Consider the following 25,403-nt stretch of genomic DNA (forward strand, 5'->3'; position numbering starts at 1 on the left):
ATGCGATCTCGTGGCCCGCTGTGGTTCGCTGGGCGCGTGCGGATCGACTTCCACGCCTCCCCGGCCCCGACCATCGGTGTGGAGTGGGAGCTCGCGCTCGTGGACCGCCGCTCCCGCGACCTGCGCAACGACGCCTCGCACCTCTTCGCGCGTGCCCGGCCGCGGCTCCCGCACCCGGAGCGGTTGCACAAGGAGCTGCTGAAGAACACCGTCGAGATCGTCACCGGCATCTGCGGCACCGTCGGCGAGGCGATGGACGACCTGCGCGTGACGATGCGCCCGACAATGGCGGCGGCCGACGACCTCGACCTCGACCTGTACGGCGGCGGCACCCACCCCTTCGCCTCCTGGACCGGCCAGCAGCTCAGCGAGGGTCACCGCTACGAGGAGCTCATCAACCGCACCCAGTGGTGGGGCCGGCAGATGTTGATCTGGGGACTGCACGTCCACGTCGGGCTGCCCGCGCAGGAGCGGGTGATGCCGATCCTCTCCGCGCTGCTCAACCACTACCCGCACCTGCTGGCGCTCTCGTCGTCCTCGCCGATCTGGGCCGGCGTCGACACCGGCTACGCCTCCAACCGGGCGCTGATGTTCCAGCAGCTGCCCACCGCGGGGCTGCCCTTCCAGTTCCAGACCTGGTCGGAGTACGAGGCCTTCGCCGCCGACCAGGTGACCACCGGCGTGATCGACGATCTCTCCGAGATCCGCTGGGACGTGCGTCCCGCCGCCCACCTCGGCACCATCGAGAACCGCGTCTGCGACGGCGTCTCCACCTTTGAGGACCTCTCGGGTCTGGTCGCGCTCATGCAGTGCCTGGTCGTCGACCTCGACACCCGCCTCGCCGCCGGCGAGGAGCTGCCCACCATGCCGCCGTGGCACGTGCAGGAGAACAAGTGGCGCGCGGCCAGGTACGGCCTCGACGCCATCGTCATCCTCGACGCGCAGTCGCAGGAGCGGCTGATCACCGACGACCTCACCGATCTGCTCGCCCGCCTCGAGCCCACCGCCGCCCGCCTCGGCTGTTCCGACGAGCTCGCGTCGGTCGCCGAGATCCCCGCGCGGGGCGCGTCGTACCAGCGCCAGCGGGCGGTCGCCGAGCGCACCGGCGGCGACCTGGTCGCCGTGGTCGACTCCGTCGTACGCGAGCTGCGCGAGAGCCTCGACTCCTAGCCGCACGTCGCGTGCGGGTCAGTCGTCGGGTGGGTGCGCGGTGACGAGCCGGGTCGTGGCGTGCTCCTTGATCAGGTGGAGCCCGTGGGGCGAGCGCCAGAGGTAGATGGCGGCGTCGGTCTTGTCGTAGGTCCAAGCGGTGTGGGTCTTGGCCCGGTGATGTCTGCGACAGAGCGGGGCCAGGTTGCAGGAACACGTCGGGCCACCGTCACCGTGGGCGGTGACGTGGTCGGTGTCGCAGCGGCGCGCCGGACGTTCGCACCACGGGAAGGCGCACATCGGTTGGGTCAGGCGAGTCTGGTCGACGAGCCGGTCCGGCACTGCGTAGGCGTCGGTGTGGTGGTGGGCCTCGAGGTCGATGACCGGCTTGATGACCACCTGGGTCTCGGATCCGCACCAGTCGCGGACCTGGTCGGTCGACACGATCGATCGGGTCTCCTCCACGTGGGCGATCCCGGCCTCGTCACGGGAGATCGCGGCGTGGGAGAGGTGGACGTGGATGACGACCTGTCGCGCCTTCACCACCGACGCTGCACCCTCACCTGCCTCCGCCCGGAGGTCGAACGCGACCTGGCGCCGGGCCAGCTCACCGGCCGCCATCGAGCGACGCACGTCCACCGACTCGGTGACCCCGAGCGCGGCGAGCTCCTCGGCCCCCTGGGAGATCGCGGTGTCGAGGTCGATCGCGTCGGCAAGGTCGAGGACCCCCTCGACGTGGACGATGCCCTCGTGGGCGGCTTCGCGGGTGTGGACGTCGAAGCGTCGACCGTCGGCCGCCTCGCGGCGCTCCTTCTCCGCGCCCTCGGGGTCGAAGGCGACGCGGGCCTGGTCGACGAGGCGCTCGATCCCGGCCCAGCTGATCTTCCCCACGAATGCGGCGAGCCGGCGGTCCACGAAGTCGGCGCCCTCCATCGGCAGGGAGGTGGTCAGCTGCGCGAGCCGCCGGGCCTTCCACAGCGGCACCTTGCCGGCGCGGACCAGGTTCCAGGTGCGCTTGAGCCGGTGCGCCAGCTCGAGTGCGTCTCCGACGAGCGAGCGGGCGGAGTCGGTGGACATGCCCAGGGCGGCACCGAACTCCATCGGAGCGAACTCCGCCACCAACGGGGCACCTTCGCCGGCCAGCGGCACCGCGAGCTCGCCGAACATCAGTCCGGTCGTCGGCGCCGCGTCGGCGACCGACTCCTCCGGGTGCATCGACGCCCACACCAGGGCCGCCTCCAAGACGTCGATCTCCGCCCGCTGGGCCACAGCCCGACGGGCCGTCGCGAACGCCAGCACAGCGGCTGGGGAATCGCAGTCGGGGAGTTCGGAGGAGGCCATGCCTCATCTTAGTCGAACGCACGTTCGAGATGAAGGGTGTGACGGAATCTCTAGGTAAAGACTTCGGGCCGCGGCGGCGCGCCCTGAGGTCGGATCTGCCACCGTCGGGTTCCCCACTGGTCGGCGCGAGATACTGCACGCATGGGATACGAGCGCATCTGGGAGCGCCTCGTCGAGCACCTCGACGAATTGGGCAACGCCCGAGAGGTGCCAGGTGGCATCGAGGTCACCATCGAGCGCCTTCCAGGCCGCTCGCGCACCGTCGAGGTGGTGCTGAGCCCCGAGGACTGGGACGACTACCTCAGCACCATGTACGGCGACGGGGACCCGACAGCGACCACCATCAAGGAACGAGTGCTCGGGACCCCGGAGGGCGTCCGCTTTCTCGTCTACGACGGGACCTACGACTGGACCCCTTCCGAGACACGAGAACTTCCCCCCGAGGAGCCTCAGGACCTCGAACCCGGGCCAGGACACTGGGTCACCACCGATGACGACGGCAACGTCACCAGCCGGTTCGCCGACTGGGATGGGTCCGCTGGCGACCCTCCGCCGTCGTCTCAGCGCGGGTAGCCGCCCGGCGGCGGCACCATCTCCAGACGCACCCCGAGGAGCCGCACCGCACGCTCGTGGTCGACGCGCTCCAACAGGCTGACGGCGGCATCGGCGAGCGCGGCGGGGTCGTGGGTGGGCTCGGGCAGGGTGAGGCTGCGGGTCACGGTGATGAACGGCGCGAACCGGATCTTCAGCCCGACCCTCGCCGCCGGGCGCCCCTCGGCGTCGATGTCGGCGACCACCCGGCGGGTGAGGTCGCGCACCTCCTGCGCGATCCGCTCCCAGTCCTCGAGGTCGGTCTGGAAGGTGGTCTCGCGGCCGTGCGCGCGGGGCACCCACGGGGTCGCGTCGACCGGGCTGCCGTCCACCCCGCGCCCCAGCCTGCCCAGCCACGGCCCGGTCTTGGGCCCGAAGGCGGCGGCGAGCTCCGCGGGGTCCGCCGCCGCGAGGTCGGCGACGGTCACGAGCCCGAGGTCGGCGAGCTTGCGCGCGGTCTTGCGCCCGACGCCCCACAGCGCGTCGGTGGGCCGCTCCCCCATCACCTCCCGCCAGGTCTCGGCGGTGAGCCGGAAGCTGCCGCGCGGCTTGCCCATGTCGGTGGCGATCTTGGCGCGCAGCTTGTTGTCCCCGGTGCCGACCGAGCAGTGCAGCCCGGTGGCCTCCAGCACGGCGGCGCGGGCCAGGTCGGCGACCGGCTGCGGGTCGCTGTCCAGCGACGCCGGCGGGTCCGCGGCCACGAACGCCTCGTCCCAGCCCAGCACCTCCACGACGACCGGTGCGCCGTCCCACCTCAGCTCGCGCAGGGTCGCCATCACCTGCTCGGAGGCGGCGTCGTACGCCGGGTGGTCGACGGGGAGGAACACCGCCTCGGGGCAGCGGCGCGCGGCCACGCGCAACGGCATCCCGGAGCCGACCCCGAACGCGCGCGCCTCGTACGACGCGGTGGCGACCACGCCACGCTCGGTCGGGTCGCCCCGCCCGCCGACGACCACGGGTCGCCCCGCGAGCTCGGGACGGCGCTGCACCTCGACCGCGGCGATGAACTGGTCGAGGTCGACGTGCAGCACCCATCCGGTCATCGGGCGTCCTCAGCGAGGGGGCGGGGGCAGCGCGTCGGTGGACTGGGTCTGGTCGAGACCGGAGAGCAGCAGCAGGTCCACGACGATCGAGCGCAGCTGGGCCAGCACGACCTCCGCGGCGAGCTCGTCGGTGCGCGGGACCTGTCCGGTGCCGTTGCCGACCGCGACCAGCGCCGGCCGGGCGGCGAAGGCGGTGCGGTCGGCCTGGAGCTCGTCGGCGACCTTCGTCGCCGCGGCGGCGAGGTCGATCGCGATCCGGGAGTACTCCGACGGGATCGGCTGACGGCGGTACGCCGCGACCGCGACCTGGCGCACCAGCACCCGGGTGCTGCGCAGCGCGCGGTCCAGGGGGTCGACCAGGTCGGCCATCCGGCGGACCCGGTGGCGGTGCCGGAACCGGAAGGGCGAGGAGGCCACGACCGACATGCCCTCGTCGGCGGCGGCCTGGAGCTCCCTGATCAGGTGGTCGGTGGAGCGGGCGTCGGCGAGCAGCTCGAAGGCCCGCTCGACCTCGCCGTCCACCATCACCTCCCCCGCAGTGCGCAGCAGGGTGGCGATCTTGCGCATCACCGCGGCTGCCTGCTCGCGCGGGCGTCGCAGCGGTGCCGCCGGCACCACGGTGGCCGCGACCAGGGCCACCGACCCGCCGATCAGGGCGTCGGTCCAGCGGGTCACGGCCTGCCCGGGCTCGGGCACGAGCGCGCAGACGATGATGCCCTGGATCGCCGCCTGGTTGACGAAGAGCTGGCCGCCGTCGAGCAGGAACGCCACCGACATCGAGATGGCGACGATCAACGCGATCTGCCAGCCGCCGGTGCCGAACTCCAGCACGAAGAGATCGGCCACGAAGACGCCGATCGCCACGCCGATCATCACCTCAGCGACCCGGCGCAGCCGCTGGCCGTAGGAGGTGCCGAGGCACAGCATCGCGGAGGTCGCCGCGAGGAACGGCAGCTCGTGGTGGAAGAGGTCCGCGGCGATGAACCAGGCGAGACCCGCCGCGATCGCGGCCTGACCGATCTGCCAGCGCTTGGAGGACAGCCGCTTGCGGCGGAACCGCAACGAGGTCCGGCCCTTGGTCAGCACCTCGTCGAACGGCCGCGCCTCCATGCCCCCGATCGTGCCAGAGCGCCGCCCCTCGCCCGGCACGACCCTGGGGGCGCTCAGGCGCTGGCGTGGGCCCAGGCGAGCGCCTGCTTGAGATCGCCCAGGTCGCGGTACCAGGTGCGGACCTCGACGCGGCAGCGCACCCGCTGGATGCGCCGGTCGTACTCGTTGCACTCCGCGCGGGCCTCGGAGTCGGTGGGCGGGAACAGCGAGGTGCCGTCGTAGCGGTGGATCTCGAACCCGTTGGCGGCGTCGCCGGTGACCTCGACGATGGTGTCGCCGGCAGGTGCGTACGGCGCGCTGTTGGCGGGGCCGACCGCGAGGGTGCCGATCACGGCCACGACTGCGGCGGCGGGGACGGCGATAGCGAGGGCGAGACGTTGGTGCATGGGGACTCCCGATGGTCGGTGGGCGCCGGTGGACCCCGGCGTGCCGACGACGCTAGGTACGGACGCGGACACCTCCGGCGTGCAGCGACGGGGCCTGGGGACGGCCGTGCCGCACCGTCGACTGTGGACGCCCAGCGGCCCGTCGGCGCCCGCCCGGAGAGGCACGGGGCCGACGCCACGCTGCCTCCCCTGACTGGTCCCCCCGACGGACCCCTTGTGGCGTACGTCACCACACGCCATAGTTCAGGCCTCCCGCCGCTCCGGCGGGCTCGGACGAAGGGGGACCGATGGCCGCGCTCATCGACCCGACCTCGGTGGGGTTCCTGACCATCGAGAGCCGCAGCCAGCCGATGCACGTCGGGTCGCTGCAGCTCTTCGAGAACCCCGACGACGCGGGCCCCGACTTCACCCGGCAGATGTACGCCGGGATGCGGCAGTCGCTGCACACCCGGCCGCTCTTCCTGCGCCATCCGCACCGCTCGCTGGCGACCGGCGGGCAGTTCGTGTGGCGCCCCGACGAGCAGTTCGACATCGACCACCACGTGCGGCACAGCGCGCTGCCGGCGCCGGGCGATGTCCGCGACCTGCTCGACCTGTGCGGGCGCCTGCACAGCACCCGGCTGGCGAGGGAGCGGCCGCTGTGGGAGGCGCACGTGATCGAGGGCCTCGGCGACGGCCGGGTCGCGCTCTACACCAAGATCCACCACGCCCTGCTCGACGGCGTCTCCGCCAGCCGCCTGCTCCAGAGCGTGCTGACCACCGACCCGGACCGCCGGGACATGCCAGCGCCCTGGGACGAGGGCGTGACCGAGCCGGACCCCGTGCCGGAGGAGGCGGTCGTGGTCGACGCCTCGTCGTCGGCGCTCGGGGTGCCGTTCAGCGAGGTCCCGATCCAGGCGCTGCGCTCGGCGCTCGCGATGGTGTCCGAGGCGGCCGGGATGCCCTCGGCGCTGCTGCGCACGCTGTCGCGGGCCGCACGCAACGAGGCCTCGGCGATCTCGCTGCAGGCCCCACGGACGATCTTCAACCAGCCGATCACCGGCTCGCGCCGCATCGGCGCCCAGGGCTGGCCGGTGGAGCGGCTGCGGATGGTCGGGAAGGCCGGCGACGCGACGATCAACGACGTGGTGCTCGCCATGTCCGCGGGTGCGGTGCGCCGCTACCTGCTGGAGCTCGACGCGCTGCCGTCCGATCCCCTGGTCGCGATGGTGCCGGTGGGCCTGAAGGCCCGCGAGTCCCAGCTCGCCTCCGTCGATGGCGGGAACGCCGTCGGCGCGGTCATGTGCCGCCTCGGCACCGACCTCGACGACCCCGCCGAGCGGCTCGAGACGATCCACCGCTCGATGCGTGCCGGCAAGCAGGCGCTGGCCTCGATGACGCCGCTGCAGATCGTCGCGATGAGTGCACTGGGGCAGATCCCGGCGATCCTGCCGCCGCTGCTGCGCATGCAGGGCATCGTGCACTCGCCGTACAACCTGATCATCAGCAACGTCCCGGGGCCGAGGACCACCCACTACTGGAACGGCGCGCGGCTGGTCGGCTCCTACCCGCTGTCGATCCCGATCAACGGCATGGCGCTCAACATCACCTGCACGTCGTACGCCGACACCATGTGCTTCGGGGTGACCGGCTGCCGCCGCACCCTGCCGAGCCTGCAGCTGTTGCTCGGCCACCTCGACGCCGAGCTCGACGCCCTCGAGGTGGCGGTGGGCGTCTGAGGCCCCTCAGAGCTCGGTGAGCCCGCCCCCGACGGCGTCGGCGACCGCGCGCAGCCGGGCCCGGGTGATGTCGGCGACGGTGGCGTAGCCGGCGAGCTGGGCGTTGGACCCGGGACGGGTCGGCTCCGCGCAGTTGATGCTCAGGCAGGTGCGGGTGCCGCCGTCGGCGACGTTCTGCAGCGCCACGGCGTGCCCGGTGGTGCCGCTGCCGGCGAAGAAGTCGAGCACCCGGGCATCCGGCGGCATCGTCTGGAGCACCCGGCGCAGCAGCGCGGTGGGCTTGGGCGACTCGAAGACGTGGCCGAGCACGGCCTTGAGCTCCGCGACCGCGGTGTCGGTGCTGCCGATCTCCTCGTTGAGCCAGATCGTGCGCAGCTTCTTGCGCCGCCCGTCGTGGAGCCAGTCGCGCTGGAAGATGTCGGCACGCTCCCCCAGGCGGCCCTTGATCCGGCGGCAGACGAGGTCGTCGGGGCGCGCCTCGACCAGGGACCGGCTCCAGCGCCAGACCGCCGGCCGGGCGTCGCCGAAGATCGGCTCGATGCGGCTCGCGCCCTCGAACTCGGCGGTGCACACGCGCCCACTCTCGGGGTCGCCCCACAGCGGGTAGTGCAGGGTCGGGGTGGTCGCGGGGTTGAACTTCTTGTTGGTGTTGCGCAGCGGCAGATGGCGGTAGTGGCGCCCATCCGGCGCGACCAGCGGGAAGTCGTCGGGGTCGACCGTGTCGGGGCTGCTCGCGTCGAGGACGCAGGTGCGCGCGTCCTTGGCGTAGACCAGGAGGTACTCGTGGCTGGTCGCGAAGCCCTTGCCGAGCTGGCGCCCCTTGGCGTTGAGGTTCACCACCACCTGGGCCAGGAACTGCCGTTCGCCGAACACCTCGTCGAGCAGGATCCGCAGGTGCGCCGCCTCGTTGTCGTCGATGCTGACGAAGATCGCGGCGCCGGGGCTCATCAGCTCGCGGGCGAGCTCGAGGCGGGGGCGCATCATCGCGACCCAGGCCTGGTGCCGGCTGGTCGTGCGGTCGCCCTTGATCCGGTCGCTGTAGGCGAAGTCGTTGCCGGTGTTGTACGGCGGGTCGATGTAGACCAGGTCGTACGCCGCGCCCTCGTGACGCAGTCGGGCGAGCACCTCGAGGTTGTCCCCCTCGGCGAAGGTGTTCCAAGGCTCGCCGGGCGCGGTCACGCGGTGAGACTAGGCCATCGGGGGCCGCCGTCAGCGATAGCCCGTCAGCGTGGGGGTCGCCGTCACGACGTCGAGGCCAACCGCGACGCCCGGGATCGTCACCGTGCCGGCGACCGGCGCCCACGGCCCGCCGTTGACCCGGAAGTCGGCCTCGTAGGTGGTGTCCACCGCCGCGGCGACCGCTCCCTTGCGCAGATAGCTGTGGGTGACCTGCAGGTCGGGGTACGGCGCACCGGGCTCGCTCGTGCGCGAGGTCGTCCCGTCGCCGAAGCGCCACTCGAACGACGCCGGCCAGATCCGCAGGTCGACCCGCTGCCCCAGCAGCCGCACGGTCCGCTCGAACTCCTCGGCCCCGGTGTAGAAGTTGGTCTCGAAGTTCACCAGCGTCCGCCCGCCCGGCGGCTGCACCTCGAGCACCGACGCCGGCAGGTCCACCTGCCGCAGCGCCTGCGCGGCCATCTCCGCGGTTATCACCACGGGCTGCGGTACTGCTTCTTCCTCGGACGGACAGGTGGTCGCGGAGTACAGGACTTCTCCGTCCGGCGTTTCAAACCAGTTCGTCATCATCGGTGACCCATCGATGCACGTCGCAAGTTCAGTGCAAAGTGCTGCGCCGCCGAACGCGCAACTCTGTTGCGAGTGCCATTCCCCGGCGGCCTGAGTTATCGAGCCTGTGATCGCCGGACTGCTTGAACACTCGGCCGTCTGCGCCGACGCGATGAAACCATTAGCTCCCGGGGTAACGGAACCGCTTGGGCCGCTGCCGCATGCGGTCGCTGAAGTCACTGGGAGAACGTTGAGCGCTGCTACGACAAGCAATAATGCGCAGAGCCTGACAAGCGTCGTCATCCGATCTCCCAGAACTCAGCAAGCCATTTGCCGTCCACTGACCGCACAACGAAGTTGGCCTTGACTGTCCCGCCTGGGAAGAACTGGTCCTTCTTGGTCCCTGGATCGCGATCGACGTCTTGATCGGTAGTCCGAATGTTCAAACGGACCTGATAGGCGATGTCGCCTGCGACTTTGATCTTCGTAGTCGAAAGGTTTGATACATCGGTTTCGCCCCCGCGTATCGAGCCCCGACCGTCGTAGACCTCCTCCACAAACGCCACCCCTGCGGCACACGGGCGACAACCTTCCGCCCCAAGCGCCTTCAACCCGCTCACATCGCCCGTGGCCTGGGCGTAGTCGGCCATCTCCCAGTAGAACCTCACGAACGCCTCCGCGGCCGCGGCGTCGTCCCCCTCCGCCTCGGGCGGCAGCGTGGGGGCGACCGGTCCGCTGGCCGGGGTGGTGGTGACGGTCGGGGTGGGCGGGTCGGGTGGCGCCACCTGGGGATCGGGGTCCTCGCTGCAGGCGGCGGCGCCTGCGACCAGCACGGCGGCCGCGACCACCAGACACACACGTCTCATCTCAGCCCTCCGAGAGCCGCGGGGCCCGGAGCAGGGCGCCCACGCGCAACCTACCGGCGCACCGCCCCTGGGGAACCCCCCATTCTGAGCACCTGTGGACAGGCACCCGGCATCATGGGCGGGGTGGGATTCAGGGAGCGTCGCGAGCAACGGCGATGGGCACGTGAGCTCGACCGCGAGCTCGAGGCGCTCGCCCGGGAGAATCGGGGCGTCGACGAGGCGATCCGCTCGCTCGGCGACCAGCCGCCGACCCACACCCCCATCCCGCTGCCGGTCCACCAGCGCCGCCACCGCTCCCGCGCCCGCAAGGCCGAGCGGGCGGCGCGCAAGGAGCGCGGTCCGCTGCTGCCCGGGCTGGTGATCGTCGCGGTGATCATGCTCGGGGTCTTCCTCCTCGACCCCTCCGGCTCCGGGCAGCGCCTGCGCGAGCTCGTCGGGTTCGACGGGCGGTTGGCCGACGCCGTCGGCATCAGCAGCGACGGCGAGTACGCCTTCGCCGCGACCCAGCCGGACAGCGACGACCCGGTCGCCTGGAACCCCTGCCAACCGATCCGCTACGTCGTCAACCCCGCTGGCGCCCCCGACGACTGGGAGCGCCTCGTGGAGGAGTCGGTCGAACGGGTCGGCACCCTGAGTGGCTTCGCCTTCGAGGACGAGGGCACCACCGACGACCGGGACTTCACCCGACGCATCAACGGCCTCGGCCGCCCGGCACCCGTCCTGATCGGCTGGGCCGGCCCCGACGAGGTGCCGCAGCTCGCCGGTGAGGTGGCCGGTCTCGGCGGCAGCACCTACGTCGAGCAGGCCCGGCAGCGCCGCTACATCACCGGCTCGGTGACCCTCGACGTCGACCTGTACGACGAGCTGGAGCGCCGCCCGGGCGGGGAGGACACGATGCGCGCCATCCTCATGCACGAGCTGGGCCACGTGCTCGGGCTCGGGCACGTGGGTGACCGCGACGAGCTGATGTACGAGGACAGCCTGGGCCAGGACGACTTCGGCCCCGGCGACCGCGAGGGCCTCGCCCGCCTCGGCCAAGTGTCCTGCGGCTGATCGCGCGGACCCTCCCGGGCCTGGGCCGTGGCGCCGTGGCACGCTTCCGCCCGTGAGCGACCGATCCGCCCGCCCTGCCCGGACCCGCTTCACCCGCGCCGAGCTGGAGTCCTTCCGCGACGCCGAGGTGCCCGACCTGCTGCCCGAGCCGGGGCGGCTGCGGCTGCTGTTCGTCGGCATCAACCCGGGCCTGTGGACCGCGGCCACCCGCACCCACTTCGCCCACCCGGTCAACCGCTTCTACCCCGCGCTGCTGCGCGCCGGGATCATCGATCACCCCATCGACCCGGCGAACGGCATGACCGAGGAGGACCGCGAGCGACTCCGGGCACGCGGCATCGGGATCACCAACGTCGTGCCCCGGGCGACCGCGAAGGCCTCCGAGCTCAGCCGCGAGGAGCTGCGCGCGGGCGGCGAGCGCCTGGTGGAGACCATCCAGCGCCACCGCCCCGCCGTCGTCGCGATCGCCGGCATCACGGCGTACCGAGCCGCCTTCGGGCTGCCCAAGGCCACGCTCGGTCGCCAGCCGGAGCCGCTCGCGGGCGCCGAGCTCTGGGTGGTGCCGAACCCCAGCGGCCTCAACGCCCACGCGACCGTCGCCTCGCTCGCCGAGGCCTACGCCGCCCCCGCCCGGGCCGCGGGCGTGCTCCGCGACTGAGCCCGGGCGTCAGTCGGACTCCTCCGCCACGGGCCGGTGCAGGTCGACGACCTCCGCGGGGCCCGTCCCGCGGCGCGCGTCCTCGACCGCGAAGAGCTCGTCGTCGAGGACGAGCTCACGCACCCGGCTGTCGGCGACGCACAGCAGCCGCGGCGCGCGCAGGCCGCCGGCGACCAGCACCCGGCCGTCCACCCGGTGGCGACCCAGGCCCGCCGCCTCGGCCCGCTGCCGGGCGTCGTAGGAACGCGCCGCCACCAGCTCGCGCAGCAGGAACCGCAGCCAGAGCGCCGTCCGCTCCGGCCCGACGCGCTCGCTCAGCAGCAGGCAGCAGCCCTCGGGGCAGACCGTCCACGGCGAGCGGGCGCCGGGCTGGCCCGGCCAGACCCGCCGGACGGTCGCGGTGGCGAACCCGGAGAGCAGGGTGCGCTCGTCGGGCCCGAGGGCGGGGGCGACGCACAGGCGCTGCGGGAGGTCGAAGGGATCGGGCACGGCGGCTCCTGGGTCCGGCGTCGTCCGAGAGGACGCGGCTCCCCCCAGCCTTCCCGGCCCCGCCAACCGCTGAACCGCCCCGGCGCAGGCTGTGGACGCACTAGGTTCACCGCCATGACCAAGCTGATGTACGCCGTGTGGGGCCGCGACCTGACCTCGGCGCTCCGCGCGCCGCAGCTGCACGCGGAGCTGCGCGGGGCCGGGGTGGACCGGCTCCAGCTCAACCTCGACGACGAGGGGGTGGTCGAGGCGATGCGGATCGCCTCGGCGGGCGACCACGTGGGCGCAATCGTGAGCGCCTGGGGCGAGGACCCGGACGCGGACCGGATCACCCGGTGCCTGGCGGGCCTGGACGGCGTCGAGCGGGTCGACGGCTGGCGGGTGGAGGAGCGGCGCCGGCTCGACCCGCCGGAGACCTGGGACGGCAGCCGGGTCGACGCGCTCGCCCAGGTGGCGCTGCTGCGCCGTCCCGAGGAGCTGTCGCACGAGGAGTGGCTGCACATCTGGCAGGTCGAGCACACCGGGGTCGCGATCCGCACCCAGGCGACGTTCGGCTACGTGCAGAACATCGTGCAGACCCCGCTCACCGCCCGCGGCGAGGACGTCGCGGCGCTCGTGGAGGAGCTCTTCGTCCCCGCCGCGATCCACGACCGGCACGCCTTCCACGGCAGCGACGGGGACGAGGCGGAGCTCGCGCGCCGCACCCGCGCGCTGATGGGCTCGGTGCGCCGCATGGGTGCCGACCGCGGGATCGACCTCGTCCCGACCGGGCGTCGTCTCTACGACCTGCGAGACCTCTGACCCAGACCTCTGACGGAGACCTCTGACACAGCCCCCGCGTGACCGCGCGGTCCCCGTGATTGGAGTGATTCCAGACGGGTACCCCGAGGCATGGCCCGTTCCGAAGAGCGTCTTCGCACCGCAGGACTGCGCGCCACCCGTCCCCGGGTGGCCGTCCTGGACGTGCTCGACGACGCCCGCCGTACCCATGAGCACCTCCTCGTGGCCGAGGTGGCGGAACGGGCCCGGGCACGGATCGGCAAGGTGTCCACGCAAGGGGTGTACGACTGCCTCGAGGCACTGGTCGGGATCGGCGCCGTACGACGCCTGGACCTCCCCGGATCCGGCTCCCGCTACGAGAGCCGGGTCGGCGACAACCACCACCACGTGACCTGTCGCGGGTGCGGGGTCCTGGCCGACGTCGACTGCGTGACCGGGTCGGCCCCGTGCCTGACGCCCGACGACCCGCATGGCTTCGTCCTCGACGAGGCCGAGGTCGTGTTCTGGGGCTGGTGCGCCGACTGCGCGCCCGCCTCCGCGCGCACGACCACCACGGGCAGCACAACTCCTGCCCGCACCACCAGCGATGGAAGGACGACGCGATGAGCGACGACCGCAGGCTCACCACCCGACAGGGCCACCCCGTCTACGACAACCAGAACGAGCGCACCGTCGGGCCCCGCGGGCCCGCGACGCTGGAGAACTACCACTTCTTGGAGAAGGTCTCCCACTTCGACCGCGAGCGGATCCCCGAGCGGGTCGTCCACGCGCGCGGCGCGGTGGCGTTCGGGCACTTCGAGGCCACCGGTCGCTGGGGCGAGGAGCCCATCGAGCGCTACACCCGCGCGAAGGTCTTCCAGCCCGGCAAGCACACCGACCTCGCGATCCGGTTCTCCACCGTGATCGGCGGCCGGGACTCCTCCGAGGCGGCGCGCGACCCGCGCGGCTTCGCGGTGAAGTTCTACACCGAGGACGGCAACTGGGACCTCGTCGGCAACAACCTCGGCGTCTTCTTCATCCGCGACGCCATCAAGTTCCCCGACGTGATCCACTCCCTCAAGCCGGACCCGGTCACCTTCCGCCAGGAGCCGGCCCGGATCTTCGACTTCATGTCGCAGACGCCGGAGTCGATGCACATGCTGGTCAACCTGTTCAGCCCGCGCGGCATCCCCGCGGACTACCGCCACATGCAGGGCTTCGGCGTGAACACCTACAAGTGGGTCAACGCCGAGGGCGAGACTCACCTGGTGAAGTACCACTGGTACCCCAAGCAGGGCGTGAAGTCCCTGACCGAGGCCGACGCCGCGAACATCCAGGCAGGCGACCTCGGCCACGCCTCGAAGGACCTCTACGAGGCCATCGAGCGCGGCGACCACCCGCAGTGGGACCTCTACGTGCAGCTGATGGAGGACCACGAGCACCCCGAGCTCGACTTCGACCCGCTGGACGACACCAAGGTCTGGCCCGAGGAGCTCTTCGAGCCGAAGTACGTCGGGACGATGACGCTGACCTCCAACGTCAGCGACCACCACAACGAGAACGAGCAGATCGCGTTCGGCACCGGCGTCCTGGTCGACGGCCTGGACTTCTCCGACGACAAGATGCTGGTCGGTCGCACGTTCTCCTACAGCGACACCCAGCGCTACCGGGTCGGCCCGAACTACCTGCAGCTGCCGGTGAACTCGCCCAAGAACGCCACCGTCCACACCAACCAGCGCGGCGGCGAGATGAGCTACCGCGTGGACCTGGCCCCCGGGCAGAACCCGCACGTCAACTACGAGCCGTCGACGATGGGCGGCCTGGAGGAGGCGGAGAAGCCCGGACCCGTCGAGAGCCGCCACGAGATCAGCGGCCGGCTCACCAGGGCACGGCTCCCGCGGACGAACGACTACCAGCAGGCCGGCCAGCGCTACCAGCTGATGGAGCAGTGGGAGAAGGACGACCTGGTGGCCAACCTGGTCGCGAACATCTCCGAGGCCACCCGTGAGGTCCAGGAGCGGATGGTCTGGCACTTCTTCATGTGTGACGACGAGCTCGGGCAGCGGGTCGGCGATGGCCTCGGCATCGGCGCCGACGACGTCCGCACCCTCCCCCCGCTCGCGACCCAGACCCTCACCGAGGAGGAGCAGGCCCGTGCGGCCAACCTGGGCAAGAACGGTCCTCGCGACGTCGAGGGCATCACGATGACCCACTGCGTCCCCAACGAGCACGTGGTCATCGAGCGCTGACCAGCGCGATCTGAGCTCCTCTCCGACGCGGCCCGTCCCTCCCGGGACGGGCCGCGTCGGCGCGTCCAGGACAACGCTCAATGTTGGTGATGACGCTTCGGGCGCCCGTGGGTTTCGTGGAGAAGGGTCACCGAGGACCCCCCGAGACCAGAGGACACCCCCCATGCGCCAGCACCGATCCCGCACGACACGCACGCTCGTGGCCGCGCTCTCGGCCACCGCACTCGCCTCCACCGTCCTGATCGCCGGGCCCGCCACCGCGGGCCCCGGGCACGGGCACGGGCATCACGGGCACGGCCATCACGGACACCAGCACGCGCCGTACCTGCGCACCGTCGCCGCCCTCGACGGCCCCCGCGGCATCGCGGCGCTCGGCCGCGGCCGCACCCTGGTCACCGAGGAAGACGGCTCCTTCAGCCTCGTCGTGGAGAAGGGTCGCAAGCCGGCGCGGGTCACCGAGCTCGGCACCGTGCCCGGCGCCGTCGGCGTCGCGGCAGCCGTCGCCGTCGGCACGGACGGCACCGTCTACCTGCTCAGCGGCGCCGGTGAGCCCGGCACCGGGGGCGCGACCCTCTACACCTGGTCCCCCGGGGACGACGAGCCCGCACCGCTCGCCGACATCGCCGCCTACCAGGCCGGGGACCCCGACCCGTTCAACGTGGAAGGCGATCCCGGGGAGTCCAACCCCTTCGGGCTCGCCGCCCACCCCGACGGTGGCGTGCTGGTGGCCGACGCGGCCGGCAACGACGTGCTTCGGGTCACCGAGGACGGCGACATCTCGACGCTCGTCCGGGTAATGCCCCGCACCATCGAGGTGCCGGACGGACTGCCGCCGACCGACCCCGACGGCAACCCGCTGCCGCCGGCGGGCACCCCGATCCCGAGCGAGGCAGTGACCACCTCGGTCGCCGTCGGCCCCGACGGCGCGGTCTACATCGGCGAGCTGCGTGGCTTCCCCGCCACCCCCGGCACCTCGCAGGTGTGGCGCGTGGAGCCCGGAGCCACCGAGGCGGTGTGCGACCCGACGGACCCGCGCGCCGGCGACTGCACCAGGGTGGCCGACGGCCTGACCTCGATCAACGACCTCGCGGTCGACCGCCGCGGCACCATCTACGTCTCGACGCTGTCGAAGGCCAGCTGGCTGGCCTGGGAGCTCGGCGTCGAGGGCTCGGAGGTCGGTGGACTGTTCATGATCACCCGTCCCCGCTCCGGCGGCACCCAGGTGAAGGAGCTCGTGCGTGGCCAACTCACGCTGCCCGCCGGCGTGGACGTCGGTCCGGACGGACGCGTCTTCGTCGCCAGCCCGATCTTCGGCCCCGGGGCGCTCTTTGAGCTCGTGTGGACCAAGGCGAAGAAGGGCCCGAAGCACCACCGCCGCTGAGGCGGCCAGGCAGTCCCGCGCGGCCGGTCACCCGAGGGTGGCCGGTCGCGCGGCGCGTGTCAGGCCAGCTTCCAGACCCCGGGGCCGGCGGCCACCAGGACACCGGTGTCGATGAGCTCCTTGCGCGCCTTGCGCGCGGCCGCGCGCCAGCGCAGCTCCCCTTGCGGGTTCTTCTCCCGGTCGCCCGGCTTGAGGACGTCGGCCAGCCGCTCCTCGAGGGCCTCGAACATGCCCTCGCCGTCGAGCTCGCCACCGGCCTCGTCGAGGACGGCGATCACGTGCGGCACCAGCTCGTGGGGCTGGGTCCACTTGCGCGGGACCACCCGCGGCGGCGCCTCGCGGGTGCCGGGGACCCGGGCGGTGCGCACCCGGGGCGTGCTCGCCTTGGGCGGCGGCTCGGGCGCGGGCACCGGCTTCGGCATGCCGTGCACGCAGGTGCTGAACGGAAGGTCACACAGGTCGCAGTAGTCGGCATCAGCCACGGCACAGACGTTACGTCCTCGCCGTACGCCGCCCGCACGCGCCCCCACCGAACACTTGCCAGAGTGGAAAGTCACCCCTATGGTTTCCAACATGGAAAGTATCGACAGGGAGTCCCTCCGCCAGGCGCAGCGGGCCGCGGAGCGCGCCGAGGCCGCCCCGTACCTCGACTACCCGCCGACGCCGGTGTGGTACCCGCCCGCGATGGGCGCCTGGGTCACCGCCTACGTGCTGCTGCTGACGCTGCGCGGCGACCACAGCGCGTGGCTGGTCGCCGGGATGGTGGTGCTCTCGGGCCTCGTCGGGCTGTTCCTCGGCTGGTACTCCCGCCACCACGGCGCGATCCCCAACCTGCGTCACGCCCCACGGGAGTTCCGCAGCGCGTTCGCCTGCTACGCCGTCGTGGTCGTCAGCATCGTCGGCTCCATCGCGCTGGCCTGGTGGCTGGCCGGACCGCTGCTGGCCGCCCCGGTCGCGTTCACGGCGACCGTCGCCGGGCTCGTCGTCTACGAACGGGCGTTCGCGTCCGCCGCGCGTCGCGCCCGGGAGCGGCTCGCGTGATCGAGGACCTCGACCCGGTCATCCACGCGCCGAAGCGGCTCGCGGCGATGGCCGTGCTCGCCTCCGCCACCACGGTGACCTTCACCTTCCTGCGCGACCACCTCGACATCAGCGACTCCGACCTGTCCAAGCAGATGGCGACGCTGGAGAAGGCCGGCTACGTCGAGATCTCGAAGTCGGGGCGCGGACGCGGGGCCACCACGACGTTCAAGATCACCGGCGCCGGCCGCAAGGCCTACGCGCGCCACCGCGCGGCGCTCGCGGCCATCCTGGCCGAGCCCGGCGACTCCTGAGGCGCCGTCAGTCCCCGGGGCGCTCGGTGCTCGGCAGCCGCCGAGCCTCGACCTCGATCTGCGCCTGGTGGCGGGCCCGGAGCTCGGCGAGCCGGCGCGCCTTCTCCTCCGCCGACAGGGCGCGCCAAGCACGTCGGCGCACGTCTCGGGGCTGGGGCATGGCGTTCGACCTCCGCCTCGGAGGCTAGCGACACCGCTCTCCCCCGCGCATCCCGATTTGCGGGCCCGCCCATGCCGGGTCGGCCAGGGCTACTGCCGCTCGAGCAGCACGATGACCTCGTAGTGCGCGGTCTGCGGGAACATGTCGAGCACCCGGGCCCGCACCGGGCGCAGCGACGGCATCACGGCCAGGTCGCGCGCCAGGCTCACGGCGTTGCAGCTGGAGTAGACCACGTGGCGCACCCCCGAGGCCTCCAGCCAGCCCGCGAGGTCGGGGCCGATCCCCCGCCGCGGCGGGTTGACGACGACCAGGTCGGGCGCGCCCGGCGCCGCCAGCGCGTACGCCGTGGCGTCGTCGGCCAGGAACCGTACGCCGGCCAGCCCGGACTCCGTCGCGGTGAGGGTGGCGCTGGCGACCGCCTCGGCGCTCGTCTCGACGCCCACGACCTCGCGCCCCGGGGCGGCGACGTGCAGCGCGAACCCGCCAACCCCGCAGTAGAGGTCCCACACCGTCCGCGGCGCGGCCTCCTCGACCCACTCGCGACCCTGGCGGTAGAGCGCCGCCGCGACGTCGGTGTTGGTCTGGAAGAAGCTCTGCGGACGCAGGTGCAGGACCAGCCCGTTGACCCGCATCGGGAGGGTCTCGCGCTCGGTGAGCGCGATCTCCTCGGCACCCTCCAGCACCGCCTTGTGGTGCGGCTGGAGGTTGATCGATGCCGCGGCGAGCGCCGGCAGCCGCTCCAGCAGCCCGGGCAGGTGCTTGCGGATCCGCGCGAGCGACTCGGTGGAGCGCAGCACGAAGCGCACCATCAGCTCCCCGTCCGGGGAGGCGGTGACCAGCAGGTGCTTGAGCTCCCCGCGGCGCGCCCGCACGTCGTACGGCGTGAGCGCGGCGCGGGTGACGAAGTCGGCCAGCACCGGCAGCGCGGCCTGGATCAGCGGCGCGTGCAGTCCGCAGTCGCGCAGGTCGACGCCACCGCCGACGGGGTCGAGGATGCCGAGCGTCGGCTCGGGGACGCTGCCGGCGACGACCATCTTCGCCTTGTTGCGGAAGCCCTCCTCGGCGCTGCGCACCGGCGGCAGCCAGGTGAGGTCCGGGCCCGCGGCGAGCAGCTCGCGGCAGTGCCGCTCCTTGTCGGTGAGCTGGGTCGCGTAGGGCCGCTCGATCCACGTGCACGAGCGGCAGCGTCCGGCGTCGAAGTGATGGCACTGCATGGCTCGGCAAGGCTACGGGCCACGTCGTCGGGGCGCGGCGGGACCTGCGAAATGACGCCAGGGCCGCACTCCCTGCGGAGTGCGGCCCCGTGCGTGGTCAGGTCCGGTGGACCGGCTCAGACGTGGTCGTCGAGGCTCTGCGCGGTCTCGCGCCCCGCCGCAACGGCCTGGTCGTGGCTCTCGCGCGCCGAGGTGAGCAGCGTGAGGGCGTCCGGCTTCTCCTCGCGGACCAGCTCGCGGTACTTGTCGCCCAGCGCGATGATCTGGGCACGCTCGCGGAGCAGCGCGCGGTAGATGCGCTCCCGCTCGGCCGGGTCCTTGGTGTACTCGGCATCGAGGTAGGCCTGGGCGTGGCGGCGCGCGTTGTTGATCGCGGTGATCGCCTTGCCCTTCTTGCTGACCAGCGAGGCGATGACCGTCACGACCAGGACGCCGATGATCACGGTGAGTGAGAGGCCCGTCGTGATCTCGAAGACCTTCACGTGCTCGCCGTCGTTGATGAACGGCACGTTGTTCTCGTGAAGCGCGTGCAGGATCAGCTTGACGCCGATGAAGCCGAGGATCGCGGCGAGACCGAAGGACAGGTAGATGAGGCGGTCCAGCAGCCCGTCGATGAGGAAGAACAGCTGGCGCAGGCCCATCAGGCTGAACGCGGTGGCCGTGAACACGATGAACGCGCTCTGGGTGAGGCCGAAGATCGCCGGGATCGAGTCCAGCGCGAACAGGATGTCGGTGCCGCCGATGGCCACCATGACCAGGAGCATCGGCGTCATGACCTTCTTGCCGTTCTCCATCGTGAACAGCTTGTCGCCGTCGTAGTGATCGCTGGTGTGCAGGAAGCGCCGGGCCAGACGGATGATGAAGTTGTCGGCGCCCTCGTCACCGCCCTCGTCGTGCTTGAGCATGTTGCCGGCGGTCATCAGCAGGATGAGGCCGAAGATGTAGAAGACCCAGGCGAACTGGTTGATCAGCGCGGCGCCGAGGAAGATGAACGCCGAGCGCGCGATCAGGGCGAAGACGATGCCGAAGAGCAGCACCTTCTGCTGGTCCTCACGGGGAACCCGGAAGCTGCCCATGATGACCAGGAAGACGAAGAGGTTGTCGACCGACAGCGCCTTCTCGGTGATGTAGCCGGCGAAGTACTCCCCGCCCATGGTCGTGCCGCCGAACCCGAGCACGAGCAGCCCGAAGACGATGGCGAGGCCGACGTAGATCGCCGACCAGATCGAGGCTTCCTTGAGCGTCGGCACGTGTGCCTGACGGACGTGGAAGAAGAAGTCGAAGGCCAGCAGCCCCACGATGGATGCCATCGTGATGCCCCAGACCCAGATGGGGACGTCCATGCGTCATGTGCTCCTTGCAGGCTGTGCCGCGACTCGGCCAGTGGTGACCCTCAAGGTACCAACGCAGGGCAACGCGACCCGCGGCCGAGGTGTGGGTCCAGATCCCGCTCAGCCCTGCCTGTGGCGCCCGCCACGTCGGGCGCATCGACACCCGGCGGCAGAAATGGAGCGACCCCGCTGGCGTCTCGGGTCACCAGCGGGGTCGAGTAGAACTCTACGTCGTTTCAGGACCGATCCGAACTGAAATCGACTTTCTTGAGGGTTTCTTGAGGGAAGTCTCAGGATCGTCGGACGCCCCGCCCGCAGGGCCCTCCGGTGCGACCGGGGAGGTCTCGGTGGCGCCGGGACCGGCCGCGGACGAGGGTGCCGCCGCCGGCGCAGGCGGCGGGGCCACCCCCGCCTCCCGGTCGGCCACGAGACGCAGTGCGCGCCGCAGGTGCGACAGCACGGCCTCGAGATCCTCCTCGCCCAGCGTGTGCTCGCCGCGCCGCAGTGCGACGAGCTGGCGCACGAGCTCGTGGCGGTCGTGGCCGAAGACGTGCGCGACGGTCTCCACCGGGATCGTCGGGTCCGCCTGGAGCAGCTCCGCGACGGTTGCCACCGCCGGGTGGAGCGGCACCGTGGTGCGCCGGGGCGCGGTCACCTCGCGCTCGAGCGGCAGCCGGCCGCCGAGGCGGGCCTGCAGGTCGCGGGCGACGCGCTCGACCTCCTCGACCAGCACCGCGACGGTGCCGCGCAGGGCGACCGGGGCGAACGGCATCGCGACGACCCGCTGGGTGATCACCACCGAGCCGTCCCAGAGCAGGTAGCGACCGAGGGTCGCGTCGCGGTTGAGCAGCTCGAGCTCGAGGGCGACGCGGTCGGTGTCGACCACGTCGCAGACGACCTCCATCAACAGGTCGAGCGCGGGCTCGTCGTGCAGCACCCGCACGACCACGGCGTTGTCCTCGGAGACCGGGATCACCAGGTCGCCGTCGTCGGTGTGCATCAGCTCGGCGGTCATCGGGCGCAGTGCGTCCTCGACGAGACCTCGCAGGTGCTCGTCGTCGAGCGGGACGGTCGCGAGCGGCTCGTCGGGGACCGGCTGCGGCAACTCCGCGTGCGGGGACTCCCGCACCCAGGAGCCCAGCCCGTCGACCTCCAGCAGGGCCGGGTGCAGGCAGCCGTGGACGCCGCGCAGCGTGTCGATGCTGAGCGCAGCGAGCCGGTCGACCTCGCGTGCCGGCACCTCGAGCTCGTGCACGGCCTCACCGGTCGGCTGGAAGTACGGCAGCCCCCAGCCGAGGTCGAGCATCTCCTGCGGGTCGGGATCACCGCCGCCCGCCTCGAGGCGCAGCCGGCCGCCGGCCTGGAGCACGAACACGACGTAGGCCGGGTCGTCGTCGGCGCCGCGCGTCTGGGCCTCGCTGAGGCCGACGTGGACGGCCTGACCGACCTCGAGGGCCGCCAGGTCGTCGGCGAGCCCGCGGCGGAACCGGCGCCAGGCGGCGTCGACCTCCTGGTCGAACCCGTCGCGCTGCTCCTCCATCCGCCGCCCTTCCCCTCGCTGCATGTCGTCCCGTGGCCGGTGTGCGTGCCGGCACGGGAGACGCTACGCCAGCGCGCCGACGAGACCGCGCCGACGGCGCGGGTGGGCGCGATCCCGCTGCTGGTCTCAGAAGCCCCAGGGACCGGCCGGGAGGGAGATGCCGATGGCGGTGTCGAGGAGCAGGAAGACCAGCGCCGCGACGGCGAAGCCGTAGCCGAAGGCGCGCACCCGGTGGGATGCGCCCAGCACGACCGCGGTCGCGCCGAACAGCAACGTCGCGGACACGACGTACCCGAGCCGCGGGACGACGAGGACGGCGAGCAGGACGAGCAGCGCGCCGAGCACGATCGTGACCAAGGCGCGGCGCCGGTCGTCGACGCCCGGCTGCTGGGGCCACTCAGGGGCGTCGGTCACGATCAGGTCGCCGCCGACGTGGTCGCCCTCGCACGGCGGGCGGGGCGCACGGGACGAGACGCCCCCGATGTCGGTGCTCTTCACGGCTGCGGCATACCCGGTGGGCCGGGTCACAAACCGCGGCCTCCCGCGTCTCCCTCTTCAACGTATAGCGGCCCACGGGGCTTGCGGCAAGACCCCCGGGGGCTCGCAGAATCGCTGGTCGTGGCGCGTACCGGCGCCGCGGCGAGGAGGGATCGGCGATGGATGCGGACGTGATCGTGGTGGGGGCCGGGCCGACCGGTCTGTTGCTGGCCGTGGAGCTGCGGCGGGCGGGCGTCGACGTGCTCGTGCTGGAGCAGCACCCCCGGATCCGGGAGGTCGCGAAGGCCGGAGGGCTCAACGGCCAGGTCCTGGACCTGCTGGAGCTGCGCGGCGACCTGCCGCGCTTCGAGGCGGCCAGCACCGCGCCCCGCCCGACGCCGCACTTCCCGTGGGGCGGGATGCACGTGGACCTCAGCCGGCTGCCCGGCCCGCCGATGTCGGCGCTGCCGCTGCCGCAGCCGCGCCTCGAGGCGCTGCTCGACGACTTCGCCCGGGAGCTGGGCGCGGAGGTCCGCCGCAGCCACCAGGTGGTGGACCTGAGCCAGGACGAGGACGGCGTGGACGTCGAGGTCCGTGGTCCGCAGGGGCTGGACCGGCTGCGGGCGGCGTACGTCGTGGGGTGCGACGGGGCGAGCAGCCGGGTGCGCGAGCTCCTCCGCGTGGAGTTCCCCGGCAGGACGTACCCGGAGGTCCACCGGCTCGCGTCGACGACGATGCCCGCCTCCGTGAGGGTCGTGGACGGCGGCGACCTCGAGGTCGACGGGGTCGGCCGGATCCGCTTCGGCTTCACCCGCACCGAGCACGGGGAGCTCGCCGTCGGCTCGGCCGACCCGGAGGTGCTGGGGGTCTTCACCAGCGAGCCGGACTCCGGCGCGTACGACGACGACCAGCCGATGACCGTGGAGGAGATGCGGGCCAGCGTCCGGCGCGTCCTCGGCGTCGACCTGCCGATGGGCGAGCCGCTGCGGTTGACCCGCTTCACCTTCCACGCCCGCGAGGTCGAGCGGTACCGCGAGGGCCGGGTGCTGCTCGCCGGTGACGCCGCCCATCTGTTCCCGGCTCCCGGTGCAGCGCTCAACGTGGACCTGCTGGACGCCGTCAACCTGGCTTGGAAGCTGGGCGCCGAGGTCGCCGGCTGGGCCTCGCCCGGGCTGCTGGACAGCTATCACGACGAGCGCCGCGTGGCCGTGGGGCGGACCATGCTGCACACCCAGGCGCAGGTCGCGCTGCGTCGCGGCCACGACCCTGCTGCCCAGGCGCTGCGCGAGCTCGTCGGCGAGCTGCTGCTCGACGAGCGGCCGCTGCGCCGCATCGGGTCGCTGATGGCAGGCAGCGACGTGCGCTACCCCTTCCCGGGGCAGGAGCGGCACCCGCTCGTCGGGCGGTTCCTGCCGCGTCTGGTGCCCGACGAGGATCCGGGTGCCGACGACCGCGGGACGCTCCGGGTCGGCGCGCGGCCGGTCCTGCTCCTGCTCGCCGACCGCCCCGAGGTCCGGGACGCCGCCCGGGAGTGGCGGCACCGGGTCGACGCCCGGACGCTGAGCGTCCGGGACCGGCCCGCCGACGCCCTGCTGGTGCGCCCGGACGCCCACGTCGCCTGGGCGGCGGGCGTGGACGAACGGGCCGACACCGGTGCGCTGCGGGAGGCGCTGGCGCACTGGTGCGGCGCCCCGGGCCCGGAGACCCGGGCATCGGCGTCCGCTCAGGCGGAGAGGAACGGGTAGTCGGTGTAGCCGGTCACGCCGGGGCTGTAGAAGGTCGCGGGGTCGGGCGCGTTCTCGGGGTGCTCGCCGCGCCAGCGCTCGACCAGGTCGGGGTTGGCGATCGCGGCCCGTCCGACCGCCACGACGTCGGCGTGGGCGGCCTCGATCAGCTGCACCGCCTCCTCGCGCGTGGTGACCTTCCCGAACCCGCTGTTGGCCATGAACGGGCCGTCGAAGCGGCGACGCAGCTCCTGGGCGAGGTCACCGGCCGGCTCGGCGTGCAGCAGCGAGAGGTAGGCCAGGCCGAGCGGGCGCAGCTGGTCGAGCAGCGCGCCGTACGTCGCGAGGACGTCGGCGCGATCGGTCTCACCGGCGTCCTGGACCTGGTGCTCCGGGGAGATCCGCAGACCCACGCGCCCCGGGCCGACCGCCTCGGCGACCGCGGTGACGACCTCGACGACGAAGCGGGCGCGCGCCTCGGGCGAGCCGCCGTACTGGTCGGTGCGCTGGTTGGCGGCCGGCGAGAGGAACTCGTGGAGCAGGTAGCCGTTGGCGCCGTGCACCTCCACGCCGTCGAGCCCGGCGGCGATCGCGCGGCGGGCGGCCGCGACGAAGTCGGCCTTGACCTCCTCGGCCTCCTCGACGCTCAGCGCGTGGGGCACCGGGTAGGGCTGCTTGCCCTTCTCGGTGTGGCCCTCGCCCTGGATGGCGATCGCGCTCGGCGCCTCGATCCGGCGCCCGCCGTTGACGTCGGGGTGGGTGACCCGGCCGGCGTGCATCACCTGCAGGACGATCCGCCCGCCGCGCGCGTGCACGGCCTCGGCGACCCGCGCCCAGCCGGCCTGCTGCTCGTCGTTCACGATGCCGGGCTGGCCGACGAACCCCTGGGACTCGCGGCGGGGGTAGGTCCCCTCGGTGACGATCAGCCCGAGGCCGGCGCGCTGCGCGTAGTGCTCGACGAGCAGGTCGTTCGGCACGCCGCTCGCGCCCGCACGCATCCGGGTCAGGGGTGCCATCGCGAGACGGTTGGTCAGCTCGAGGTCGCCGAGGGTCACGGGGGTGAAGAGATCCATGCCCGTGCACAACACCGCTGCGGCGCGGGTGT

At 72.5% G+C, this 25,403-nt stretch carries 27 protein-coding genes; 12 read left to right on the forward strand and 15 right to left on the reverse strand.

All coding sequences use genetic code 11. From position 1 onward, the window contains the following. Positions 1-36 precede the first annotated feature (36 nt). Positions 37-1,170, forward strand: coding sequence for a glutamate--cysteine ligase (locus HBO46_RS17185; RefSeq protein WP_263457780.1), 1,134 nt, complete (start codon positions 37-39; stop codon positions 1,168-1,170). An 18-nt stretch (positions 1,171-1,188) separates the two neighbouring features. Here HBO46_RS17185 and HBO46_RS17190 read toward each other — a convergent pair whose 3' ends face one another. Beyond that, positions 1,189-2,490 (reverse strand): HNH endonuclease signature motif containing protein, encoded by a 1,302-nt coding sequence (locus tag HBO46_RS17190; RefSeq protein WP_166133865.1) that lies wholly within the window; start codon positions 2,488-2,490, stop codon positions 1,189-1,191. 141 nt (positions 2,491-2,631) lie between these two features. On the opposite strand from HBO46_RS17190, the gene HBO46_RS17195 reads away from it, so the two are divergent. Then, the gene (locus HBO46_RS17195; protein WP_166133867.1) at positions 2,632-3,063 is read left to right on the forward strand and encodes a hypothetical protein; all 432 of its coding nucleotides are present in this window, start codon (positions 2,632-2,634) and stop codon (positions 3,061-3,063) included. Here HBO46_RS17195 and HBO46_RS17200 read toward each other — a convergent pair. From HBO46_RS17200 to HBO46_RS17210, 3 genes are read right to left on the reverse strand one after another with little or no spacing between them, the layout of a single operon-like run. After that, positions 3,051-4,124, reverse strand: coding sequence for a DNA polymerase IV (locus HBO46_RS17200; protein WP_166133869.1), 1,074 nt, complete (start codon positions 4,122-4,124; stop codon positions 3,051-3,053). The genes HBO46_RS17195 and HBO46_RS17200 overlap by 13 nt on opposite strands. A 9-nt stretch (positions 4,125-4,133) precedes the next feature. Then, positions 4,134-5,234 carry an FUSC family protein gene (locus HBO46_RS20785; RefSeq protein ID WP_166133871.1) on the reverse strand — a complete coding sequence of 367 codons (1,101 nt, stop codon included), beginning with the start codon at positions 5,232-5,234 and terminating at the stop codon, positions 4,134-4,136. A 53-nt stretch (positions 5,235-5,287) separates the two neighbouring features. Further along, positions 5,288-5,620: a hypothetical protein gene (locus tag HBO46_RS17210; protein WP_207950223.1), complete on the reverse strand. Its 333-nt coding sequence runs from the start codon at positions 5,618-5,620 to the stop codon at positions 5,288-5,290. A 287-nt stretch (positions 5,621-5,907) separates the two neighbouring features. Between HBO46_RS17210 and HBO46_RS17215 the strand changes: the two genes are divergently transcribed. Then, positions 5,908-7,338 carry a WS/DGAT/MGAT family O-acyltransferase gene (locus HBO46_RS17215; RefSeq protein WP_166133873.1) on the forward strand — a complete coding sequence of 477 codons (1,431 nt, stop codon included), beginning with the start codon at positions 5,908-5,910 and terminating at the stop codon, positions 7,336-7,338. Between the two features lie 6 nt (positions 7,339-7,344). Here HBO46_RS17215 and HBO46_RS17220 read toward each other — a convergent pair whose 3' ends face one another. From HBO46_RS17220 to HBO46_RS17230, 3 genes are all read right to left on the reverse strand, one after another. After that, complete coding sequence (locus tag HBO46_RS17220; protein ID WP_166133876.1) at positions 7,345-8,517, reverse strand: site-specific DNA-methyltransferase; 1,173 nt, start codon at positions 8,515-8,517, stop codon at positions 7,345-7,347. 30 nt (positions 8,518-8,547) lie between these two features. Next, a complete protein-coding gene (locus HBO46_RS17225; protein WP_166133878.1) occupies positions 8,548-8,994 on the reverse strand; it encodes a hypothetical protein in 447 nt (148 codons plus the stop codon). A gap of 368 nt (positions 8,995-9,362) precedes the next feature. After that, on the reverse strand, positions 9,363-9,911 hold the full coding sequence (locus HBO46_RS17230; RefSeq protein ID WP_166133880.1) for a DUF6318 family protein: 549 nt from the start codon (positions 9,909-9,911) through the stop codon (positions 9,363-9,365). 141 nt (positions 9,912-10,052) lie between these two features. On the opposite strand from HBO46_RS17230, the gene HBO46_RS17235 reads away from it, so the two are divergent. Next, positions 10,053-10,982, forward strand: a complete 930-nt coding sequence (locus HBO46_RS17235) for a matrixin family metalloprotease (RefSeq protein WP_166133882.1) — start codon at positions 10,053-10,055, stop codon at positions 10,980-10,982. Between the two features lie 52 nt (positions 10,983-11,034). Further along, positions 11,035-11,640: a mismatch-specific DNA-glycosylase gene (locus tag HBO46_RS17240; protein WP_166133884.1), complete on the forward strand. Its 606-nt coding sequence runs from the start codon at positions 11,035-11,037 to the stop codon at positions 11,638-11,640. 9 nt (positions 11,641-11,649) lie between these two features. On the opposite strand, the gene HBO46_RS17245 is transcribed toward HBO46_RS17240, so the two are convergent. Further along, positions 11,650-12,129, reverse strand: coding sequence for a hypothetical protein (locus HBO46_RS17245; protein WP_166133886.1), 480 nt, complete (start codon positions 12,127-12,129; stop codon positions 11,650-11,652). Positions 12,130-12,243: 114 nt separating this feature from the next. On the opposite strand from HBO46_RS17245, the gene HBO46_RS17250 reads away from it, so the two are divergent. The 4 genes from HBO46_RS17250 (at position 12,244) to HBO46_RS17265 (ending at position 16,518) form a co-directional block, all read left to right on the forward strand. Beyond that, positions 12,244-12,930: a hypothetical protein gene (locus tag HBO46_RS17250; RefSeq protein WP_166133888.1), complete on the forward strand. Its 687-nt coding sequence runs from the start codon at positions 12,244-12,246 to the stop codon at positions 12,928-12,930. A 90-nt stretch (positions 12,931-13,020) separates the two neighbouring features. After that, the gene (locus tag HBO46_RS17255) at positions 13,021-13,515 is read left to right on the forward strand and encodes a Fur family transcriptional regulator (RefSeq protein ID WP_166133890.1); all 495 of its coding nucleotides are present in this window, start codon (positions 13,021-13,023) and stop codon (positions 13,513-13,515) included. Then, complete coding sequence (locus tag HBO46_RS17260; protein WP_166133892.1) at positions 13,512-15,137, forward strand: catalase; 1,626 nt, start codon at positions 13,512-13,514, stop codon at positions 15,135-15,137. The genes HBO46_RS17255 and HBO46_RS17260 overlap by 4 nt, the downstream gene beginning before the upstream one ends. A gap of 163 nt (positions 15,138-15,300) precedes the next feature. Continuing rightward, positions 15,301-16,518 carry a ScyD/ScyE family protein gene (locus HBO46_RS17265; RefSeq protein WP_166133893.1) on the forward strand — a complete coding sequence of 406 codons (1,218 nt, stop codon included), beginning with the start codon at positions 15,301-15,303 and terminating at the stop codon, positions 16,516-16,518. A 59-nt stretch (positions 16,519-16,577) separates the two neighbouring features. On the opposite strand, the gene HBO46_RS17270 is transcribed toward HBO46_RS17265, so the two are convergent. Further along, positions 16,578-17,000, reverse strand: a complete 423-nt coding sequence (locus tag HBO46_RS17270) for a hypothetical protein (protein ID WP_166133895.1) — start codon at positions 16,998-17,000, stop codon at positions 16,578-16,580. A 91-nt stretch (positions 17,001-17,091) separates the two neighbouring features. Here HBO46_RS17270 and HBO46_RS17275 point away from each other — a divergent pair, with 91 nt between their 5' ends. Together HBO46_RS17275 and HBO46_RS17280 are read left to right on the forward strand one after the other, a co-directional pair. Then, on the forward strand, positions 17,092-17,559 hold the full coding sequence (locus HBO46_RS17275) for a hypothetical protein (protein ID WP_166133897.1): 468 nt from the start codon (positions 17,092-17,094) through the stop codon (positions 17,557-17,559). Then, complete coding sequence (locus HBO46_RS17280; RefSeq protein WP_224769199.1) at positions 17,556-17,852, forward strand: transcriptional regulator; 297 nt, start codon at positions 17,556-17,558, stop codon at positions 17,850-17,852. Before HBO46_RS17275 ends, HBO46_RS17280 begins: the two co-directional genes overlap by 4 nt. Positions 17,853-17,859: 7 nt before the next feature. On the opposite strand, the gene HBO46_RS17285 is transcribed toward HBO46_RS17280, so the two are convergent. From HBO46_RS17285 to HBO46_RS17305, 5 genes are all read right to left on the reverse strand, one after another. Beyond that, positions 17,860-18,012, reverse strand: a complete 153-nt coding sequence (locus HBO46_RS17285) for a hypothetical protein (protein ID WP_166133899.1) — start codon at positions 18,010-18,012, stop codon at positions 17,860-17,862. A gap of 89 nt (positions 18,013-18,101) precedes the next feature. After that, the gene (gene rlmC, locus HBO46_RS17290) at positions 18,102-19,226 is read right to left on the reverse strand and encodes a 23S rRNA (uracil(747)-C(5))-methyltransferase RlmC (RefSeq protein ID WP_166133901.1); all 1,125 of its coding nucleotides are present in this window, start codon (positions 19,224-19,226) and stop codon (positions 18,102-18,104) included. Between the two features lie 116 nt (positions 19,227-19,342). Further along, the gene (locus HBO46_RS17295) at positions 19,343-20,569 is read right to left on the reverse strand and encodes a TerC family protein (protein WP_166133903.1); all 1,227 of its coding nucleotides are present in this window, start codon (positions 20,567-20,569) and stop codon (positions 19,343-19,345) included. A 214-nt stretch (positions 20,570-20,783) separates the two neighbouring features. Then, the gene (locus tag HBO46_RS17300; protein ID WP_166133905.1) at positions 20,784-22,097 is read right to left on the reverse strand and encodes a T3SS (YopN, CesT) and YbjN peptide-binding chaperone 1; all 1,314 of its coding nucleotides are present in this window, start codon (positions 22,095-22,097) and stop codon (positions 20,784-20,786) included. A 126-nt stretch (positions 22,098-22,223) separates the two neighbouring features. Next, entirely contained in the window at positions 22,224-22,595 is a 372-nt protein-coding gene (locus HBO46_RS17305; RefSeq protein ID WP_166133907.1) for a tripartite tricarboxylate transporter TctB family protein, read from the reverse strand. A 158-nt stretch (positions 22,596-22,753) separates the two neighbouring features. Between HBO46_RS17305 and HBO46_RS17310 the strand changes: the two genes are divergently transcribed. After that, positions 22,754-24,319, forward strand: coding sequence for an FAD-dependent oxidoreductase (locus tag HBO46_RS17310; RefSeq protein WP_166133909.1), 1,566 nt, complete (start codon positions 22,754-22,756; stop codon positions 24,317-24,319). On the opposite strand, the gene HBO46_RS17315 is transcribed toward HBO46_RS17310, so the two are convergent. Further along, positions 24,298-25,371 carry an alkene reductase gene (locus tag HBO46_RS17315; protein WP_166133911.1) on the reverse strand — a complete coding sequence of 358 codons (1,074 nt, stop codon included), beginning with the start codon at positions 25,369-25,371 and terminating at the stop codon, positions 24,298-24,300. The two genes, HBO46_RS17310 and HBO46_RS17315, sit on opposite strands and share 22 nt — an antisense overlap. Between the last annotated feature and the right edge of the window lie 32 nt (positions 25,372-25,403).

Origin of the sequence: Nocardioides ochotonae (assembly GCF_011420305.2) — a bacterium.
Classification (GTDB): Bacteria; Actinomycetota; Actinomycetes; order Propionibacteriales; family Nocardioidaceae; genus Nocardioides; species Nocardioides ochotonae.

Coding starts and splice junctions, on each gene's coding strand:
- HBO46_RS17190 (WP_166133865.1), bottom strand. CDS start 2,490: ATGGCCTCCTCCGAACTCCCCGACTGCGATTCCCCAGCCGCTGTGCTG.
- HBO46_RS17195 (WP_166133867.1), top strand. CDS start 2,632: ATGGGATACGAGCGCATCTGGGAGCGCCTCGTCGAGCACCTCGACGAA.
- HBO46_RS17200 (WP_166133869.1), bottom strand. CDS start 4,124: ATGACCGGATGGGTGCTGCACGTCGACCTCGACCAGTTCATCGCCGCG.
- HBO46_RS20785 (WP_166133871.1), bottom strand. CDS start 5,234: ATGGAGGCGCGGCCGTTCGACGAGGTGCTGACCAAGGGCCGGACCTCG.
- HBO46_RS17210 (WP_207950223.1), bottom strand. CDS start 5,620: ATGCACCAACGTCTCGCCCTCGCTATCGCCGTCCCCGCCGCCGCAGTC.
- HBO46_RS17215 (WP_166133873.1), top strand. CDS start 5,908: ATGGCCGCGCTCATCGACCCGACCTCGGTGGGGTTCCTGACCATCGAG.
- HBO46_RS17250 (WP_166133888.1), top strand. CDS start 12,244: ATGACCAAGCTGATGTACGCCGTGTGGGGCCGCGACCTGACCTCGGCG.
- HBO46_RS17255 (WP_166133890.1), top strand. CDS start 13,021: ATGGCCCGTTCCGAAGAGCGTCTTCGCACCGCAGGACTGCGCGCCACC.
- HBO46_RS17260 (WP_166133892.1), top strand. CDS start 13,512: ATGAGCGACGACCGCAGGCTCACCACCCGACAGGGCCACCCCGTCTAC.
- HBO46_RS17265 (WP_166133893.1), top strand. CDS start 15,301: ATGCGCCAGCACCGATCCCGCACGACACGCACGCTCGTGGCCGCGCTC.
- HBO46_RS17275 (WP_166133897.1), top strand. CDS start 17,092: ATGGAAAGTATCGACAGGGAGTCCCTCCGCCAGGCGCAGCGGGCCGCG.
- HBO46_RS17285 (WP_166133899.1), bottom strand. CDS start 18,012: ATGCCCCAGCCCCGAGACGTGCGCCGACGTGCTTGGCGCGCCCTGTCG.
- rlmC (WP_166133901.1), bottom strand. CDS start 19,226: ATGCAGTGCCATCACTTCGACGCCGGACGCTGCCGCTCGTGCACGTGG.
- HBO46_RS17295 (WP_166133903.1), bottom strand. CDS start 20,569: ATGGACGTCCCCATCTGGGTCTGGGGCATCACGATGGCATCCATCGTG.
- HBO46_RS17300 (WP_166133905.1), bottom strand. CDS start 22,097: ATGGAGGAGCAGCGCGACGGGTTCGACCAGGAGGTCGACGCCGCCTGG.
- HBO46_RS17310 (WP_166133909.1), top strand. CDS start 22,754: ATGGATGCGGACGTGATCGTGGTGGGGGCCGGGCCGACCGGTCTGTTG.
- HBO46_RS17315 (WP_166133911.1), bottom strand. CDS start 25,371: ATGGATCTCTTCACCCCCGTGACCCTCGGCGACCTCGAGCTGACCAAC.